Here is a 15,045-nt window from a genome sequence, read left to right as displayed (position 1 = left end):
AGGTATTCCGCAAGAACGGCATGCGGGTTCGGAGGGCGAACGAGAGGATTGTTTTGTAGGTCACTTCGAAAGACGGGTCGTCCTGCCGTCTCGCCTGATCCCGACCGCCAAGTCCTGAACGAAGCGCCGGGGGGCCGGCATACCACGCCGGTGCCCCGCCGGTTGTGCCGCCGGTGCTTTCGACGTAAGTCGCTGCGCCCGTTCCGTTTCGGTCGCGGAACGGGCGAGGCGGGGATGACGGTCGGCTTCTGCGCCGCGCCCGGGACGGGGGCCCTTGTGTGAGCGACGCGGGAGAGGTCTCGGGAGAAGCCCTGATCGCGCGCCTCGTCGAGACGCTGCCGCTGCGCTCCGGCGGGTTCATCGTCACCCTCTACGGGGACGTGGTCGAGCCGCGCGGCGGCCGTCTCTGGATGGGCAACATCGTCGAGACCTGCCGGAGGGTCGGGATCAGCGAGACGCTGGTGCGGACCGCGGTGTCCCGGCTCGTCGCGGCCGGGCAGCTTACCGGCGAGCGCCAGGGCCGGCGCAGCTTCTACCGGCTCACCGAGGCGGCGCGGCGCGAGTTCCTGTCCGCCGCCCGGATCCTGTTCGCGCCGCAAGCCGAGCCCGGCTGGCTCTTCGTCTGGCTCGGGCCCGACCAGGCCGGCGAGGCCGGGCCGGCGCTGGAGCGGGCGGGGTTCGTCCGGCTCGGGCCGCAATGGCTGCTCGGACCGGCCCGCCACCGGCCGGAGGATCCCGCCCTCGTGGTCTTCGAGGCCGGCACGGCGGCGGGCCCGAGGCTGCGCGACCTCGTCGCCGCGCACTGGGACCTCGCCGCCGTCGCGGCGGCCTACGACACGTTCCTCGCGGCCTTTGCCGGCGTCGCGGATGCCCTCGACGGCGGAACCCGGCCGACGGACGAGGAGGCGCTGCAGCTCCGGCTGCTGCTCGTCCACGCCTATCGTCACGCGGCGCTCCGGGATGCGCGCCTGCCCGCCGCGACCCTGCCGCCGGACTGGAGCGGGCACCGCGCCCGCCGGCTGTTCGCCGATCTCTACCTGCGTCTCTCCCCCGCCGCCGACCGCCATGTCGGACACCACCTCCTGGCCGGCGACGATGTGCTGCCGGCCCGGACGGCGGAGACGATCGGCCGGACGGAATCCCTCGCCCGGATTCGCGACGACGCCTGACCGCCCTCCGAGCTTGCCCGGGCGCCGTCGGCGCCCGATCGAGACATCACATCAAATCGGCAAATCGGCGTTGCGGTGTGATGCTTTCGATGGTAGATCATCGGGCCAACGCTCCGGATCGTCCGCCGTGGCTGCTGCCCGCCTCCGGGACGGGCGGCGGTGCCCGGGTTCGGTTCCTGCGTCCTGACGGGAGGGTGTCGCATGTATGCGCAGCTGGTGAAGACGGACAGCACCCATGTCCGCGGGCGCGACGAGATGTCGGCCGAGGAGCGCGCGTTCCAGGAGCGGATCGACCGGGGCGAGAAGATCGAGCCGAAGGAGTGGATGCCCGAGGGCTACCGCAAGACCCTGATCCGGCAGATCGGCCAGCACGCCCATTCGGAGATCGTCGGGCAATTGCCGGAGGGCAACTGGATCACCCGCGCGCCCACCCTGGAGCGCAAGGCGATCCTGCTCGCCAAGGTCCAGGACGAGGCCGGCCACGGGCTCTACCTCTACTGCGCCGCCGAGACGCTCGGGGTCAGCCGCGACGAGCTGATGGAGCTGCTCCACGCCGGCAAGATGAAGTATTCGTCGATCTTCAACTATCCGACCCTGACCTGGGCCGACATGGGCGCGGTCGGCTGGCTGGTCGACGGCGCGGCGATCATGAACCAGGTGCCGCTGCAACGGACCTCCTACGGACCCTACAGCCGGGCGATGATCCGGATCTGCAAGGAGGAGAGCTTCCACCAGCGCCAGGGCTACGACCTCATGCGGACGATGGCGCGGGGCACGCCGGCGCAGAAGCACATGGCGCAGGATGCCCTCAACCGGTTCTGGTACCCGGCGCTGATGATGTTCGGCCCCTCCGACAAGGATTCGGTCCACTCCGTCCAGTCGATGGCCTGGAAGATCAAGATGAACACCAACGACGAGCTGCGCCAGAAGTTCGTCGACCAGACCGTGCCGCAGGCCGAGCATCTCGGCCTGACGGTGCCGGACGAGAATCTGCGCTGGAACGACGAGAAGGGCGGCTACGACTTCTCGGAGCCGGACTGGAACGAGTTCTATGAGGTCATCGCCGGCAACGGGCCGTGCAACCGCGAGCGGCTGGGCGCCCGGGTCAAGGCCTGGGAGGACGGCGCCTGGTTCCGCGACGGGCTGAAGGCCCATGCCGACAAGGCGGCGCGGCGCTCCGCCATGGCCGTCGCGGCGGAGTGATACGATCTTCGCGTGTTCTGTTCGGAAACCAATAAAGCGCGGGATCCCCTCTCCCGTGTGGGAGAGGGGTAGGGGTGAGGGTGACACGCTTCCGCAGTGACCTCGGACCATCGAGCTGCCCGCACCACGCTCAACGCTTCACACTGAAGCGTGTCACCCTCACCCCCGGCCCCTCTCCCACACGGGAGAGGGGAGGGCGCCTGACCTCAAGACCAAAACCCCAGCGGGAGGATCGAGAATGTCCAGCGAATGGCCGTTATGGGAGATCTTCATCCGCGGCCAGCACGGCCTGAACCACCGTCACGTCGGGAGCCTGCACGCGCCCGACGCAGGTCTGGCGATCAAGAACGCCCGCGACGTCTATACCCGCCGCAACGAAGGCGTGAGCATCTGGGCGGTGCGGTCGAGCGACATCGTGGCGTCGAGCCCGAGCGACAAGGGCCCGCTGTTCGAGCCGGCCAACAGCAAGGTCTACCGGCACCCGACCTTCTACGACATCCCGGACGAAGTGGGGCATATGTGATGCCGTCCCTGCCCGACGTGATGACGCCGGACGCCGCCGCGCTGGCCGCCGCGGCCGCGTCCCATCCGGCGCCCGAGGCGCCCCACGAGGCCGCCCTCGCGCCGGCCCGCGCCGCCCTGTTCGAGTTCCTGACCCGGATGGGCGACACCACCCTGGTGCTCGGCCACCGCCTGTCGGAATGGTGCGGCCACGGCCCGGTGCTGGAGGAGGATATCGGGGTCGCCAACATCGCCCTCGACCTGATCGGCCAGACCCAGTTCTGGCTCGGGCTCGCCGGCGAGGTCGAGGGGAGGGGGCGTAGCGCCGACGACCTCGCCTTCCTGCGCGACGTCTGGGAGTTCCGCAACGTCCTCCTGGTCGAGTTGCCGAACGGCGATTTCGGCCAGACGATCATGCGCCAGTTCCTGTTCGATGCCTGGCACGTCGCGATGCTGCGGGCGCTCGCCGCATCGTCGGAGCCCCGCGTGGCCGAGATCGCCGTCAAGGCGATCAAGGAGGCCCATTACCACCTCGAGAGGTCGGCCGACCTCGTCGTGCGGCTCGGCGACGGCACCGCGGAGAGCCACCGCCGGATGCAGGCCGCCCTCGACCTGCTCTGGCCCTATGCCGGCGAGTTCTTCCTGAGCGACGCGACCGATGCGGTCCTGGCGGAAGCCGGCATCGCGCCCGATCCGGCGAGCCTGCGGTCGGCCTTCGACGCCACGGTGCGGCCGGTCCTCGACGAGGCCACGCTGGCGGTGCCGGCGAGCCCGTTCGCCCAGAAGGGCGGACGCCGGGGCATCCATACCGAGCATCTCGGGCGGATGCTGGCCGAGATGCAGTTCCTGCAGCGCGCCTATCCCGGCGCGACCTGGTAGGGCGCCATGGAGGCTCACGCCCTGCCGGCCCTCGACGAGATCCGCGGCTGGCTCGCCGCAGTGCCCGACCCCGAGATCCCGGTGATCTCGGTGGTCGATCTCGGCATCGTCCGCGATCTCGCCTGGGACGGCGACACCCTGGTGGTCACGGTGACGCCGACCTATTCGGGGTGCCCGGCGACGGCCGTCATCAACCTGGCGATCGAGGAGGCGTTGCGCGCCCGCGGGATCGAGCGCCTGCGCATCGTGCGCTCGCTGACGCCGCCCTGGACCAGCGACTGGATCGGGGAGGCTGCCCGCGACACGCTGCGGGCCTACGGCATCGCCCCGCCGATCGACGGGACTGCGGCGGATGGCCGGCTGCTCGGGCGGATCGGCCGCCTGACCGGGGCGTCGAACCTCACCGTCGCCTGCCCGCGCTGCGGCTCGAACCGGACCGAGCGGGTCAGCCAGTTCGGCTCGACCCCCTGCAAGGCGAGCTGGCGCTGCACGGACTGCCTCGAGCCGTTCGACTACTTCAAGTGCATCTAGAGCATTTTCCGACGAAGTGGATACCGGTTCGTCGCAGAAAATGCGGCAAAATCAAAAACCTGGAGAGCTTCGCGATTGCAACGCGATCGTGAAGTGCTCTAGGACGGCGCGCGGTCGGGCGCCGTTTCCGGTCTTCGTTCGATTGCACTCTCCGACGACGGAGTCGGGGATTGCGCTAACCTGGGACTGCCTGCAGTCATGGCACGCTTCTATCCCCTCGACGTCGCCGAGGTCCGGCGCGAAACCCGGGACGCGGTCGTCCTCACCCTGAAGCCCCGCGACGGCGATGCCGGGGCCTTCGCCTTCACGCAAGGGCAGTACCTGACCTTCCGCCGCGCCTTCGACGGCGTCGAGCTGCGCCGCTCGTACTCGATCTGCGCCGGCCGGGACGAGGGGGCGTTGCGGGTCGGCATCAAGCGCGTCGATGGCGGCGCGTTCTCGACCTGGGCCAACCAGGAGCTCAAAGCCGGCGACGTGCTGGAGGCGATGCCGCCGATGGGGGCGTTCCACACCCCGATCGAGCCGGAGGCCGCCAGGCACTATCTGGGATTTGCCGGCGGCAGCGGCATCACGCCCCTTTTGTCGATCCTCAAGACGGTGCTCGCCCGCGAGCCGCGCTCGCGCTTCACGCTGATCTACGCCAACCGCCAGATCTCCTCGATCATGTTCCGCGAGGAACTGGACGACCTCAAGAACGCCCATCTCGGCCGGCTGTCGATCGTCCACGTGCTGGAGAGCGAGACGCAGGAGATCGATCTGTTCACCGGGCGCATCGACGCCGACAAATGCGCCGAGTTGTTCCGGCTCTGGGTCGACGTCAAGTCCGTCGACACCGCCTTCATCTGCGGGCCGGAGCCGATGATGCTCGGCATCGCGGCCGCCTTGCGCGAGCACGGCCTGTCGGACGCGCAGATCAAGTTCGAGCTCTTCGCCTCGGGCCAGCCGGGCCGGGCCAAGGCGCGCGCCGCCGCGACGGCGGCCTCGGCCGCGGACGCGACCTGCGAGGCGACGGTGACGTTGGACGGCGCGACGCGCACCTTCCGGATGCAGAAGCAGGGCGAGAGCCTGCTCGACGCGGCGCTCGCCCACAACCTGGACGCGCCCTACGCCTGCAAGGCCGGCGTCTGCTCGACCTGCCGCGCCAAGGTGCTGGAGGGCGAGGCCGAGATGATCACCAACCACGCGCTGGAGGATTACGAGGTGCGCCAGGGCTACGTCCTGACCTGCCAATGCTACCCGACGACGGACAGGCTGGTCGTCAGCTACGATCACTGAGCAGGGCCGGCCGCAGGACGCGGGGAGGGGACGATGTCGGACACGATGGCGATCGAGGATTACCTCCGTCAGGGCGGCGTCCTGACCAACCCGTCCAACGTCCCGCCGCGCTATCGCGGCGAGCTCCTGCGGCTGATGGCGACCTTCGTCGACAGCGAGCTGGCCGGCTCGGCCGGGTTCGCCGACGTGATCAACGACGCCCCCAGCCTCAAGGCGCGGATCGCGGCCTCGCGGATCGTGCTCGAGAAGACCGACCACGCCGGGCGGGTGCTCGACCTGATGGGCACCTTCGGGGCCGACACCGCCCGCTACGCCGTCCACCACCCCTGGGCCGCCCGCCTCGACCGGGACGCCGATCTGGGTGCGGCGCGGCGCGGCTCGGACATGCGGCTCTCGGTGTTCCACTACCCGCTCCGGGGCTGGATCGACGCCGTGGTCATGAACGTGCTCATGGGCCGGGCCGTCGGTATCCAGCTGCAGGAATTCTCGCGCGTGTCCTACGCGCCGCTGGCGGACGTGTTTCGCGAGATCGCCCCGCGCGAGGCCCGTCACGCCGAACTCGGCGAAGAGGGCCTCGCCCGCATCGTCGCCACCGCGGAGGGATGCGAGGCGGCGCGGCGGAGCGTCGCCTTCTGGCGGCCGCGCGTCGCCGCGAGCTTCGGCCGCGAGGATTCGACCCGGTTCGACACCCTCCAGCGCTTCGGCCTGCGCCACCGCACGAACCAGGAGCTTCTGGCGGTTTGGGCGACGGAGATGGAGGCTCGGTTGGAGGGATTCGGGCTGGGTTGAGAGCCTGTTTGAGCAGGATTTTCTACCCAGGACTTGAGGCAATTGGGATCATCCTATCCTCTGATCTCATCCTGAGGTGGAAGGACAGGATATCCCGTCATGCGTCTCAGTTTTTGCAAATCACTCCGCTCAAGCAGGCTCTGAGATCGGTGGGGTTTTCGGGCGTCGATGCTTCCGGCCGTATGCATTCCCGAGGGCCCGTTCTACTTTCTCTGCAGTATCGATACCCTCCTCGTCATTCCGGGGCCGCGGAGCGGAGCCCGGAATCCAGACAATCAGGTGGTGTAGAACGAGGCGGAACGCTTTTCGCTTGATTCTGAACCATCAGCGGTTCTGGATTCCGGGCTCCGCTTTCGCGGCCCCGGAATGACGAGGAGGGTGTCGATACTTTCGATGAGATCGAAAACGCTCCGAGTTCTTCGACCGAACTGAAACCCTCGATGTCATCCTGGGGCTCGCCGAAGGCGAGAGCCCGGGATGACGAGGAGGGTTTCAGTTGCGCTGACGCTATCGAAAACCGCTTAAATCGGAATCTTCGTCGTACATTTGATCTCCCGCAAGACCAGATTGGTCCGGACATGCGCCACGGCGGGAAGCCGAAACAGAAAATCCTCCAGAAAACTATTATAAGCGTCCTTGTCCTCGCACAGCACACGAAGGTGATAATCGGCCTCGCCGGTGGTGGCGAGGAATTCGAGCACTTCCGGCCGGCGCGACACCGCCTCGATGAAGCTATCGACGTCGTCCCGCTCGTGCCGCTTGAGCATCACCTGCACGACCGCGCTGAAGGACAGGCCGGCCCGGACCGGCTCGATCAGGGCGACGAACCCTGAGATCAGGCCCTCCTCCTCGAACGCCTTGATCCGGCGCCAGCACGCCGAGGTCGACATGCCCGACCCATCCGCGAGCTCCTGCGTCGACATCCGCGAATCCGTCTGCAGCAGGCGCAGCAGCCGGCGATCCTTTTCGGTCAGTCTCATCGCGAAAACCGGGTCGGCATTCCAGAAAACCAGTCAGAGCGGAATGCCATGCCGATCCGTGGTAAGACACCGGCAAAAATCGGCAAGACAATTCAACCGGCCCCGATAGTCTGGAACAGGAACGACGAACGACGAGGGGGCGCCCGTGAGACACGAGGATCCGAAGCGGTTCGGCCTGCAGCCCTACGCGCTCGACGACCGCTATACCCGCCCGTCAGGCCGGGTCTTCCTGACCGGCACCCAGGCGATCATCCGCATCCTCCTCGACCAGGCGCGGCGCGACCGGGAGGCGGGCCTCTGCACCGGCGGCTTCGTCTCAGGCTATCGCGGCTCGCCGCTCGGCAGCGTCGACCTGGAGATGTGGCGGGCGCAGAAGCACCTCGACCCGCTCGGTATCCGCTTCCTCCCGGCGGTGAACGAGGATCTCGGCGCCACCGCCGTGCTCGGCTCCCAGCAGGTCGAGGGCAACCCGGACAGGACAGTCCAGGGGGTGTTCGGGCTGTGGTACGGCAAGGGCCCGGGCGTCGACCGCGCCGGCGACGCCCTCAAGCACGGCAACGCCTACGGCGCCTCGCCGCATGGCGGGGTGCTGGTGGTGGCCGGCGACGATCACGGCTGCGTGTCGTCGTCCATGCCGCACCAGTCCGACGTGGCGTTCATGAGCTTCTTCATGCCGGTCCTGAACCCGGCCTCGGTCGGCGAGTACCTGGCCTTCGGCGAGTACGGCTACGCCCTGTCCCGGTTCTCAGGGATGTGGGTCGGGTTCAAGGCGATCTCGGAGACCGTCGAATCGGGAGCCTCGGTCGAGCTGCCCGGCGACCGTGCGTTCCAGGCGCCCGACTTCGTGCCCCCGCCCGGCGGCCTGCATTATCGCTGGCCCGACCTGCCGGGGCCGCAGATCGAGGAGCGGATGGCGGCCAAGAAACGCGCCGTCCTGGCCTTCGCCGATGCCAACCCGATCGATCGCCGGATCTACGACGTGCCGGAGGCGCGCTTCGGCCTCATCACCACCGGCAAGGCCCATCTCGACCTGATGGAGGCCCTGCGGCTGCTCGGGCTCGACGAGGCCGCCTGCCGCCGGCACGGCATCGACATCTACAAGGTCGGCATGGTCTGGCCGCTCGCCCGCCGGGACGCGCTGGCCTTCATCGCCGGCAAGCGCGAGATCCTGGTCGTCGAGGAGAAGCGCGGCATCATCGAGAGTCAGCTGAAGGAATACTTCTACGACGTCCCGGGCTCCAAGCCCGAGGTCATGGTCGGCAAGACCGACGAGGCCGGCGCAAACCTGGTGCCCTGGACCGGGGAACTGTCGCCGCGCCTGATCGCGCTCCTCGTCGCCCGGCGGCTGCACGCCTTCCATCCCGAACTCGACCTTCCGGCCCGCGCCGCCGCCCTCCTGCCGGACGCGGACCGTCTGATCCAGGTGCCGGGCGCGACGCGCACCCCCTATTTCTGCTCGGGCTGCCCCCATAACAGCTCGACCAAGGTGCCCGAGGGCTCCAAGGCGCTCGCCGGCATCGGCTGCCACTTCATGGCGAGCTGGATGGACCGGGAGACCTCGTCCCTGATCCAGATGGGCGGGGAAGGGGTGAACTGGGCCGCCTCGTCGCTGTTCACGGGCCAGGGCCACGTCTTCCAGAACCTGGGGGAGGGGACCTACTACCATTCCGGCTCGCTCGCGATCCGCCAGGCGATCGCCGCAAAGGCGAACATCACCTACAAGATTCTCTACAACGACGCCGTGGCGATGACGGGCGGGCAGCCGGTCGACGGTCCGGTGAGCGTCCAGGCCATCGCGCAGGCGGTGCGGGCCGAGGGCGTGGCGCGCATCGCGCTGGTCTCGGACGCGCCGGAGAAGTTCCGGGCCTCCGACTTTCCCGGCGGCACGACGATCCACCACCGCCGGGACCTCGACGCGGTCCAGCGCGAGCTGCGGGAGATCGCCGGCGTCACGATCCTCATCTACGAGCAGACCTGCGCGACGGAGAAACGGCGGCGGCGCAAGCGCGGGACGCTCGAAGATCCCAAGCGCTTCGCCTTCATCAACGAGCTGGTCTGCGAGGGTTGCGGCGACTGCTCGGTCGAATCGAACTGCCTCAGCGTCGAGCCGAAGGAGACGGTGTTCGGGCGCAAGCGCAAGATCAACCTGTCGAACTGCAACAAGGACTTCTCCTGCCTGAACGGGTTCTGCCCGAGCTTCGTCACCGTGGAGGGCGCGACCCGCCGCCGGCGCGAGGGCGGCGGCGCGGCGCTCGCCGCGCGGGGCAACGCCCTGCCGCTGCCGGCGCTGCCGGAACTCTCCGCCCCGTTCGACATCCTGATCACCGGCGTCGGCGGGACCGGCGTCGTCACGGTCGGGCAGGTCGTGGCCATGGCCGCCCATCTCGAGGGCAAGGGCGCGAGCGTCCTGGACTTCACCGGATTCGCCCAGAAGTTCGGGCCGGTGCTGAGCTACCTGCGCCTCGCCTCGCATCCGGCCGCCCTGCAGCAGGTGCGCACCGATGCGGGCGCCGCCGACGCGCTGATCGGCTGCGATCTCGTGGTGTCCTCCTCGGCGAAAGCCTCGACCACCTACAGGCCGGGGACCCGGGCGGTGGTCAACACCGCCGAGATGCCGACCGGCGACATCGTCCGCCTGCGCGATGCGAGCCTGTCCGTCGAGGCGCGGCTCGCCGCGATCGGGCGGGTGGTCGGCCGGGACAACCTGGGCACCCTCGACGCCAACCGGATGGCCGAGACCCATTGCGGCGATGCGGTCTACGCCAACATGATCATGCTGGGCATGGCCTGGCAGCGGGGGCTCGTGCCGGTGACGCATGAGGCCCTGATGCGGGCGATCGAGCTGAACAAGGTCGAGATCGAGCGCAACAAGGCCGCCTTCGCCATCGGCCGCCTCGCAGGCGCGGAGCCCGCGGCGCTGGCCGTCCCGGGCGACGGGGCGGTGGCGCCGGAGACGATCGACGGGGTCGTCGCCCGCCGCGCCGACTTCCTCACCGCCTACCAGGACGCGGCCTATGCCGGGCGCTACCGCGCCGTGGTCGATAGGGTCCGCGCCGCCGAGGCGCCGTCCGGCTCGACCGCCTTGAGCGAGGCGGTCGCCCGCTCGCTGTTCAAGCTGATGTCCTACAAGGACGAGTACGAGGTCGCGCGGCTGCACACCGAGACCGGGTTCCTCGAGCGCCTGGCCGAGGAATTCGAGGGCGATTACACGGTGCATCACCACCTCGCGCCGCCGCTCCTGCCCACCGGCACGGATCATCGCGGCCGCCCGCGCAAGCGGCGGTTCGGCCCCTGGATCCGGGTACCGTTCCGGGCGCTCGCCCGGCTCAAGCGGCTCCGGGGAACCGCGTTCGATCCGTTCGGCTACACGGCCGAGCGGCGCCAGGAGCGCGACCTGATCCGGTGGTACGAGGATGTCGTCGCCCGCCTGCTCGCGCAGCTGCCGCGGACGGGCGCTGGCCCCCTCGTGCCGATCGCCTCGGCGGCGATGGAGATCCGCGGCTTCGGGCCGGTGAAGGACAAGGCGGTCCACGAGGTCAGGGCCCGCGTCGAGGCGGCTCTGCACGCCCTCGGACATCCGGCGGCGGACCGGAGCATGGCCGCCTGAGCCCTCCCCCGGCCGCCGCCGTCGCCTCGCCGGCCGGGGCGCGAGATCGGGCGGCCTCGCCTCACCCGGAATCGAGGATCTCGCCGACGCCGCACCGGGCGCCGCGACCCGGCCGGTCCCGTACCGGGCGCCCTGGACCACCGTCCCGACCGCGTCGGGACCGGATCGACGACGTCCTCCGGGGCGCTCAGCGGCGTCGCGTCGTCCGGGTGGATGTCGTGCGGGCGGCGACGCGTGCCGAAGGCCCGTGGTCGGGCACGGCAGGACCGGACGCCCAGGCCGGCGGCCCGCCGGCCAGGGCGTGGTCGAGGCAGCCGTCGATATGGACCTTCAGGATCCCGGTCGCCCCCGCGGCGTCGCGGGCCAGCGCGCAGGCGAGCAGGTCGGCATGCTCCTGGATCGAGCGCTCGCCGCGAACGATCGCCGCGAGCGACAGGTAGCGCAGGTAGCGGTCGTGGATCGAGCCGAGGGTCTCGATCAGGACGCGCGAGCCGCAGGCCGAAGCCAGCGCCTGATGGAAGGCGCGGTCGCAGTGCCGCACCAGGGTCGGGTCGGCATCGGCCGCCGCGAGCATGCGCTGCTCGGTGACCGCGAGCTTGTGGTGCGCCGCCACGACCCGCGCCTCCCAGTCGAGGTCGCCCGCCGCGAAGGAGAGGGCGAGCGCGTGTCCTTCGAGGAGCTGGCGCAGGGCCGCGATCTCCCGGAACTCGGCGGCGGATGCCGGCGCGACCTCGAATCCGCGTTGCGCCTCGGCGACGACGAGCCCTTCGGAGACGAGGCGGTTCAGGAGTTCGCGCATCGTGCCGACGCTGACGCCGTAGCGCCGGCTCGCCTCGTCGAGGCGCAGCCGCTCGCCCGGTGCGCGCTGGCCGAACAGGATGTCGGCACGGATCCGCGCATACGCGACGTCGCCGACCGTCTCGCCGCCCGGCATGGTGGCGGCCGCTTCGGAGGGAGCACCCATGGGACCTCTTCGATGAGGCCTGTTTGGCATCGTCGAACGCACGATGCAACGTAAGAGGGATTGTCTGTCGTTGGGTGATCTCGTAATCATCGGATCATGAGAGCACCGGCCGCGATCGGCCAGGATGCTCCGGACAGCGGCGACGCTCATCGGGCGCGCCGCACGGGGGACGCGCCACGTGAACTACACGCTCGATTTCGGGCCGGTCGTCGCTGGCCTGCCCGACCTCCTGAGAGGGTGTGCCGGCACGCTGTTCCTCGCGGTCGCCGGGATGGCGATCGCCCTCGTGATCGGTATCGCCGGCGTCGTGCTGCGCGAGTCGCCCGTCCGCCCGCTGCGCTGGGCCGTGATCGCCTTCGTCGAGCTGATCCGCAACACGCCGTTCCTCGTCCAGATCTACTTCGTGTTCTTCGCCCTGCCGCTGGTCGGCATCCGGCTGGCGCCGACGCCCACCGCCATCATCGCCCTCGGCCTGAACGGCGGCGCCTACGCGATCGAGATCATCCGCGGCGGCGTGCAGTCAATCCACAAGGGCCAGATCGAGGCCGGCTTCGCCCTCGGGCTGCACAAGCGCGACGTGTTTCGCTTCGTCGTCCTGCGCCCGGCGCTCCGGGCCGTCTATCCCTCGCTGACCGGGCAGTTCGTCATGCTGACGCTGACCACCAGCATCGCCTCGGCGATCGCGGCCTACGAGCTGACCTCCGTCGCCAAGCTGATCGAGAACGAGTCGTTTCGCAGCTTCGAGGTCTACGGCACGATCACGGTCCTGTATTTCCTGATGTCCTGGCTGATGATGCGCGCCTTCGGGCTCGTCTCGCGTCGGTACTTCAGCTACCCGGTCAAGTAGGGGCACGACGATGGGCTGGCCCGAATTCCTGTTCCTGCTCGAGGGCATGAAGTGGACGATCGCGCTCTCGGCGATCGGATTCCTCGGCGGCGGCGCGGTGGGCCTCGCCGTCGCGCTCGCCCGCACCTCGGGACAACCGGTGCTGGAGCGCGTGACGGCGGCCTATGTCAGCGTGTTCCAGGGCACGCCGCTCCTGATGCAGCTCTTCGTGGTCTATTTCGGCCTCGCCCTCGTCGGGCTCGATCTCGCGCCCTGGGAGGCGGTCGCGGTGGGGTTCACGCTGCATGCCAGCGCCTTTCTCGGCGACATCTGGCGCGGCGGGATCGAGGCCGTGCCGCGCGGGCAGACGGAGGCGGCCCGGGCGCTGAGCCTCGGCTACGTGTCGCGGATGAAGGACGTGATCCTGCCGCAGGCGCTGCGCGTCTCGCTGCCGGCGACGATCGGCTTCCTGGTGCAGCTCATCAAGGGCACCTCGCTCGCCTCGATCGTCGGATTCACCGAGCTGGCGCGGGCCGGCAACATGGTCTCGAACCAGATCTTCAAGCCGCTGCTCGTCTTCGGCATCGTCGGGGCGATGTACTTCGCGCTCTGCTGGCCGCTGTCGCTCTACGGCTCCTGGATGGAGCGGCGCCTCGCCGCGCCGACGCGCTGACCCGAAACAACCAAGGGGGGACATCATGCAACGCCACACCGTCAGCCGCCGCACGCTCATCGCGGGAGCGGGCGCCGCACTCGCCCTGCCCGCCCTGATGACCGGCCGGGCGCTCGCCGTCACGCCCGAGCAGATCAAGAAGCGGGGCCGCGTCATCATCGGCATCCAGGGCGACAACCCGCCCTGGGGCTTCGTCAACAGCACCGGCAAGCAGGAGGGCATCGACGCGGATATCGGCGAGCTCTTCGCCAAGGAACTCGGCGTGACCGCCCAGTTCATGCCGCTCGAAGTGGCCAACCGCATCCCGGCCCTGACCTCCGGCCGCTGCGACGTGCTGTTCGCCACGATGGCGATGTTCCCCGACCGCGCCAAGGCTGTGCAGTTCTCGAAACCCTACGTCGCCAACCAGATCGTGCTGCTCGCCCCCAAGACCGTCGCGATCAAGTCGAACGCCGACATGGGCAAGATCACCATCGCGGTGCCCCGCGCCGCGGCCCAGGACACCGAGGTGACGCGCAACGCCCCCCCGGCACCAACATCCTGCGGCTCGACGGCGATGCCGCGGCGATCCAGGCCGTGGTCTCCGGCCAGGCGCAGGCGGTCGGCGGCAACATCTTCTACATCCGCCGCCTCGAGGAGGCGAAGCCGGGTGTGTTCGAGCAGAAGCTGACCTTCACGAACATCTATAACGGCGCCTGCACGCGGCTCGGCGAGAAGGAGATGAACGCCTTCATCAACACCTTCATCGATACGATCAAGGCCAACGGCGAACTCAAGAAGATCACCGACAAGTGGATGAAGGCCGAGCAGCCGCCGATGCCCGAGCGCATCGAGGGCGTGCCCTTCACCGTGAGCTGAGAGGGAGAATAATCCGGTGTCACCGAACCAGGCGGACAGCCCCCTCATCGCGATGCACGGCGTGGACAAGTGGTACGGTGACTTCCACGCCCTCAAGGGGGTGAACCTGGAGGTCCGCCGGGGCGAGAAGATCGTCCTGTGCGGGCCTTCGGGCTCGGGCAAGTCGACGCTGATCCGCTGCATCAACCACCTCGAGACGATTCAGACGGGGCGGATCGTGGTCGACGGCATCGCCCTCGACGATTCGGCCCGGGCCGTCGACGCGGTGCGCCGCGAGGTCGGCATGGTGTTCCAGAGCTTCAACCTGTTTCCGCACATGACGGTGCTGGAGAACTGCACGCTGGCGCCGATGCGGGTGCGAGGCACGAAGAAGGCCGAGGCCGAGGCGATCGCGCGCCGCTACCTGGAGCGGGTCCGCATCGGCGAGCAGGCGGGCAAGTACCCGGCGCAGCTCTCGGGCGGCCAGCAGCAGCGCGTCGCGATCGCCCGGGCGCTCTGCATGGAGCCCAAGGTCATGCTGTTCGACGAGCCGACCTCGGCCCTCGACCCGGAGATGGTCAAGGAGGTGCTCGACACCATGATCGGGCTCGCCCGCGACGGCATGACGATGGTGTGCGTCACCCACGAGATGGGCTTCGCCCGCCAGGTCGCCGACCGGGTGATCTTCATGGCCGACGGCGCGATCCTGGAGGAGGCCGCCCCCGAGGCCTTCTTCCGCAGCCCGCAGCATCCGCGGGCGCGCACCTTCCTCGGCGAGATCCTGGCGCATCACTGACCCGCGGGGTTTCTG

The 15,045-nt window shown here is 69.3% G+C and carries 13 protein-coding genes and 1 pseudogene; 12 read left to right on the top strand and 2 right to left on the bottom strand.

Translation table 11 applies throughout. The annotated features are described in order from the left end of the window. Positions 1 to 278: 278 nt before the first annotated feature. The 7 genes from F1D61_RS29420 (at position 279) to F1D61_RS29390 (ending at position 6,347) form a co-directional block, all read left to right on the top strand. Entirely contained in the window at positions 279 to 1,169 is an 891-nt protein-coding gene (locus tag F1D61_RS29420) for a PaaX family transcriptional regulator C-terminal domain-containing protein (protein WP_203155572.1), read from the top strand. Between the two features lie 201 nt (positions 1,170 to 1,370). Continuing rightward, positions 1,371 to 2,372, top strand: coding sequence for a 1,2-phenylacetyl-CoA epoxidase subunit PaaA (gene paaA / locus F1D61_RS29415; RefSeq protein ID WP_203155571.1), 1,002 nt, complete (start codon positions 1,371 to 1,373; stop codon positions 2,370 to 2,372). 238 nt (positions 2,373 to 2,610) lie between these two features. After that, positions 2,611 to 2,895, top strand: a complete 285-nt coding sequence (gene paaB, locus F1D61_RS29410) for a 1,2-phenylacetyl-CoA epoxidase subunit PaaB (protein WP_203155570.1) — start codon at positions 2,611 to 2,613, stop codon at positions 2,893 to 2,895. Further along, positions 2,895 to 3,752 (top strand): 1,2-phenylacetyl-CoA epoxidase subunit PaaC, encoded by an 858-nt coding sequence (gene paaC / locus F1D61_RS29405; RefSeq protein WP_203155569.1) that lies wholly within the window; start codon positions 2,895 to 2,897, stop codon positions 3,750 to 3,752. Before paaB ends, paaC begins: the two co-directional genes overlap by 1 nt. A gap of 6 nt (positions 3,753 to 3,758) precedes the next feature. Next, positions 3,759 to 4,283, top strand: a complete 525-nt coding sequence (gene paaD / locus F1D61_RS29400; protein WP_203155568.1) for a 1,2-phenylacetyl-CoA epoxidase subunit PaaD — start codon at positions 3,759 to 3,761, stop codon at positions 4,281 to 4,283. A gap of 198 nt (positions 4,284 to 4,481) precedes the next feature. After that, positions 4,482 to 5,558 carry a 1,2-phenylacetyl-CoA epoxidase subunit PaaE gene (paaE, locus tag F1D61_RS29395; RefSeq protein WP_203155567.1) on the top strand — a complete coding sequence of 359 codons (1,077 nt, stop codon included), beginning with the start codon at positions 4,482 to 4,484 and terminating at the stop codon, positions 5,556 to 5,558. Between the two features lie 33 nt (positions 5,559 to 5,591). Further along, on the top strand, positions 5,592 to 6,347 hold the full coding sequence (locus F1D61_RS29390; RefSeq protein WP_203155566.1) for a Phenylacetic acid catabolic protein: 756 nt from the start codon (positions 5,592 to 5,594) through the stop codon (positions 6,345 to 6,347). 521 nt (positions 6,348 to 6,868) lie between these two features. Here the strand turns inward: F1D61_RS29390 and F1D61_RS29385 are convergent. Further along, positions 6,869 to 7,327: an Lrp/AsnC family transcriptional regulator gene (locus F1D61_RS29385; RefSeq protein WP_203155565.1), complete on the bottom strand. Its 459-nt coding sequence runs from the start codon at positions 7,325 to 7,327 to the stop codon at positions 6,869 to 6,871. Between the two features lie 145 nt (positions 7,328 to 7,472). Between F1D61_RS29385 and F1D61_RS29380 the strand changes: the two genes are divergently transcribed. Continuing rightward, the gene (locus tag F1D61_RS29380) at positions 7,473 to 10,934 is read left to right on the top strand and encodes an indolepyruvate ferredoxin oxidoreductase family protein (RefSeq protein ID WP_246775603.1); all 3,462 of its coding nucleotides are present in this window, start codon (positions 7,473 to 7,475) and stop codon (positions 10,932 to 10,934) included. 187 nt (positions 10,935 to 11,121) lie between these two features. Here the strand turns inward: F1D61_RS29380 and F1D61_RS29375 are convergent, their stop codons facing one another. After that, positions 11,122 to 11,898, bottom strand: a complete 777-nt coding sequence (locus F1D61_RS29375; RefSeq protein ID WP_246775602.1) for a GntR family transcriptional regulator — start codon at positions 11,896 to 11,898, stop codon at positions 11,122 to 11,124. A gap of 178 nt (positions 11,899 to 12,076) precedes the next feature. Here F1D61_RS29375 and F1D61_RS29370 point away from each other — a divergent pair, with 178 nt between their 5' ends. The 4 genes and pseudogenes from F1D61_RS29370 to F1D61_RS29355 all read left to right on the top strand — a co-directional run bounded on the left by F1D61_RS29370 (position 12,077) and on the right by F1D61_RS29355 (position 15,030). Then, a complete protein-coding gene (locus F1D61_RS29370; RefSeq protein WP_203159338.1) occupies positions 12,077 to 12,745 on the top strand; it encodes an amino acid ABC transporter permease in 669 nt (222 codons plus the stop codon). A gap of 10 nt (positions 12,746 to 12,755) precedes the next feature. Beyond that, positions 12,756 to 13,397 carry an amino acid ABC transporter permease gene (locus tag F1D61_RS29365; RefSeq protein ID WP_203155564.1) on the top strand — a complete coding sequence of 214 codons (642 nt, stop codon included), beginning with the start codon at positions 12,756 to 12,758 and terminating at the stop codon, positions 13,395 to 13,397. Positions 13,398 to 13,422: 25 nt separating this feature from the next. Next, positions 13,423 to 14,255 (top strand): annotated as a pseudogene (locus F1D61_RS29360) (transporter substrate-binding domain-containing protein). A gap of 52 nt (positions 14,256 to 14,307) precedes the next feature. Then, a complete protein-coding gene (locus tag F1D61_RS29355; RefSeq protein ID WP_203159337.1) occupies positions 14,308 to 15,030 on the top strand; it encodes an amino acid ABC transporter ATP-binding protein in 723 nt (240 codons plus the stop codon). Positions 15,031 to 15,045: the final 15 nt, after the last annotated feature.

Origin of the sequence: Methylobacterium aquaticum (genome assembly GCF_016804325.1) — a bacterium.
In the GTDB taxonomy this organism is placed as follows: Bacteria; Pseudomonadota; Alphaproteobacteria; order Rhizobiales; family Beijerinckiaceae; genus Methylobacterium; species Methylobacterium aquaticum_C.
Note: the sequence above shows the minus strand (reverse complement) of the source record. Positions and strands in the feature narration are given on the sequence as shown.

Coding starts and splice junctions, on each gene's coding strand:
- paaA (WP_203155571.1), top strand. CDS start 1,371: ATGTATGCGCAGCTGGTGAAGACGGACAGCACCCATGTCCGCGGGCGC.
- paaB (WP_203155570.1), top strand. CDS start 2,611: ATGTCCAGCGAATGGCCGTTATGGGAGATCTTCATCCGCGGCCAGCAC.
- paaC (WP_203155569.1), top strand. CDS start 2,895: ATGCCGTCCCTGCCCGACGTGATGACGCCGGACGCCGCCGCGCTGGCC.
- paaD (WP_203155568.1), top strand. CDS start 3,759: ATGGAGGCTCACGCCCTGCCGGCCCTCGACGAGATCCGCGGCTGGCTC.
- paaE (WP_203155567.1), top strand. CDS start 4,482: ATGGCACGCTTCTATCCCCTCGACGTCGCCGAGGTCCGGCGCGAAACC.
- F1D61_RS29390 (WP_203155566.1), top strand. CDS start 5,592: ATGTCGGACACGATGGCGATCGAGGATTACCTCCGTCAGGGCGGCGTC.
- F1D61_RS29385 (WP_203155565.1), bottom strand. CDS start 7,327: ATGAGACTGACCGAAAAGGATCGCCGGCTGCTGCGCCTGCTGCAGACG.
- F1D61_RS29375 (WP_246775602.1), bottom strand. CDS start 11,898: ATGGGTGCTCCCTCCGAAGCGGCCGCCACCATGCCGGGCGGCGAGACG.
- F1D61_RS29365 (WP_203155564.1), top strand. CDS start 12,756: ATGGGCTGGCCCGAATTCCTGTTCCTGCTCGAGGGCATGAAGTGGACG.
- F1D61_RS29355 (WP_203159337.1), top strand. CDS start 14,308: ATGCACGGCGTGGACAAGTGGTACGGTGACTTCCACGCCCTCAAGGGG.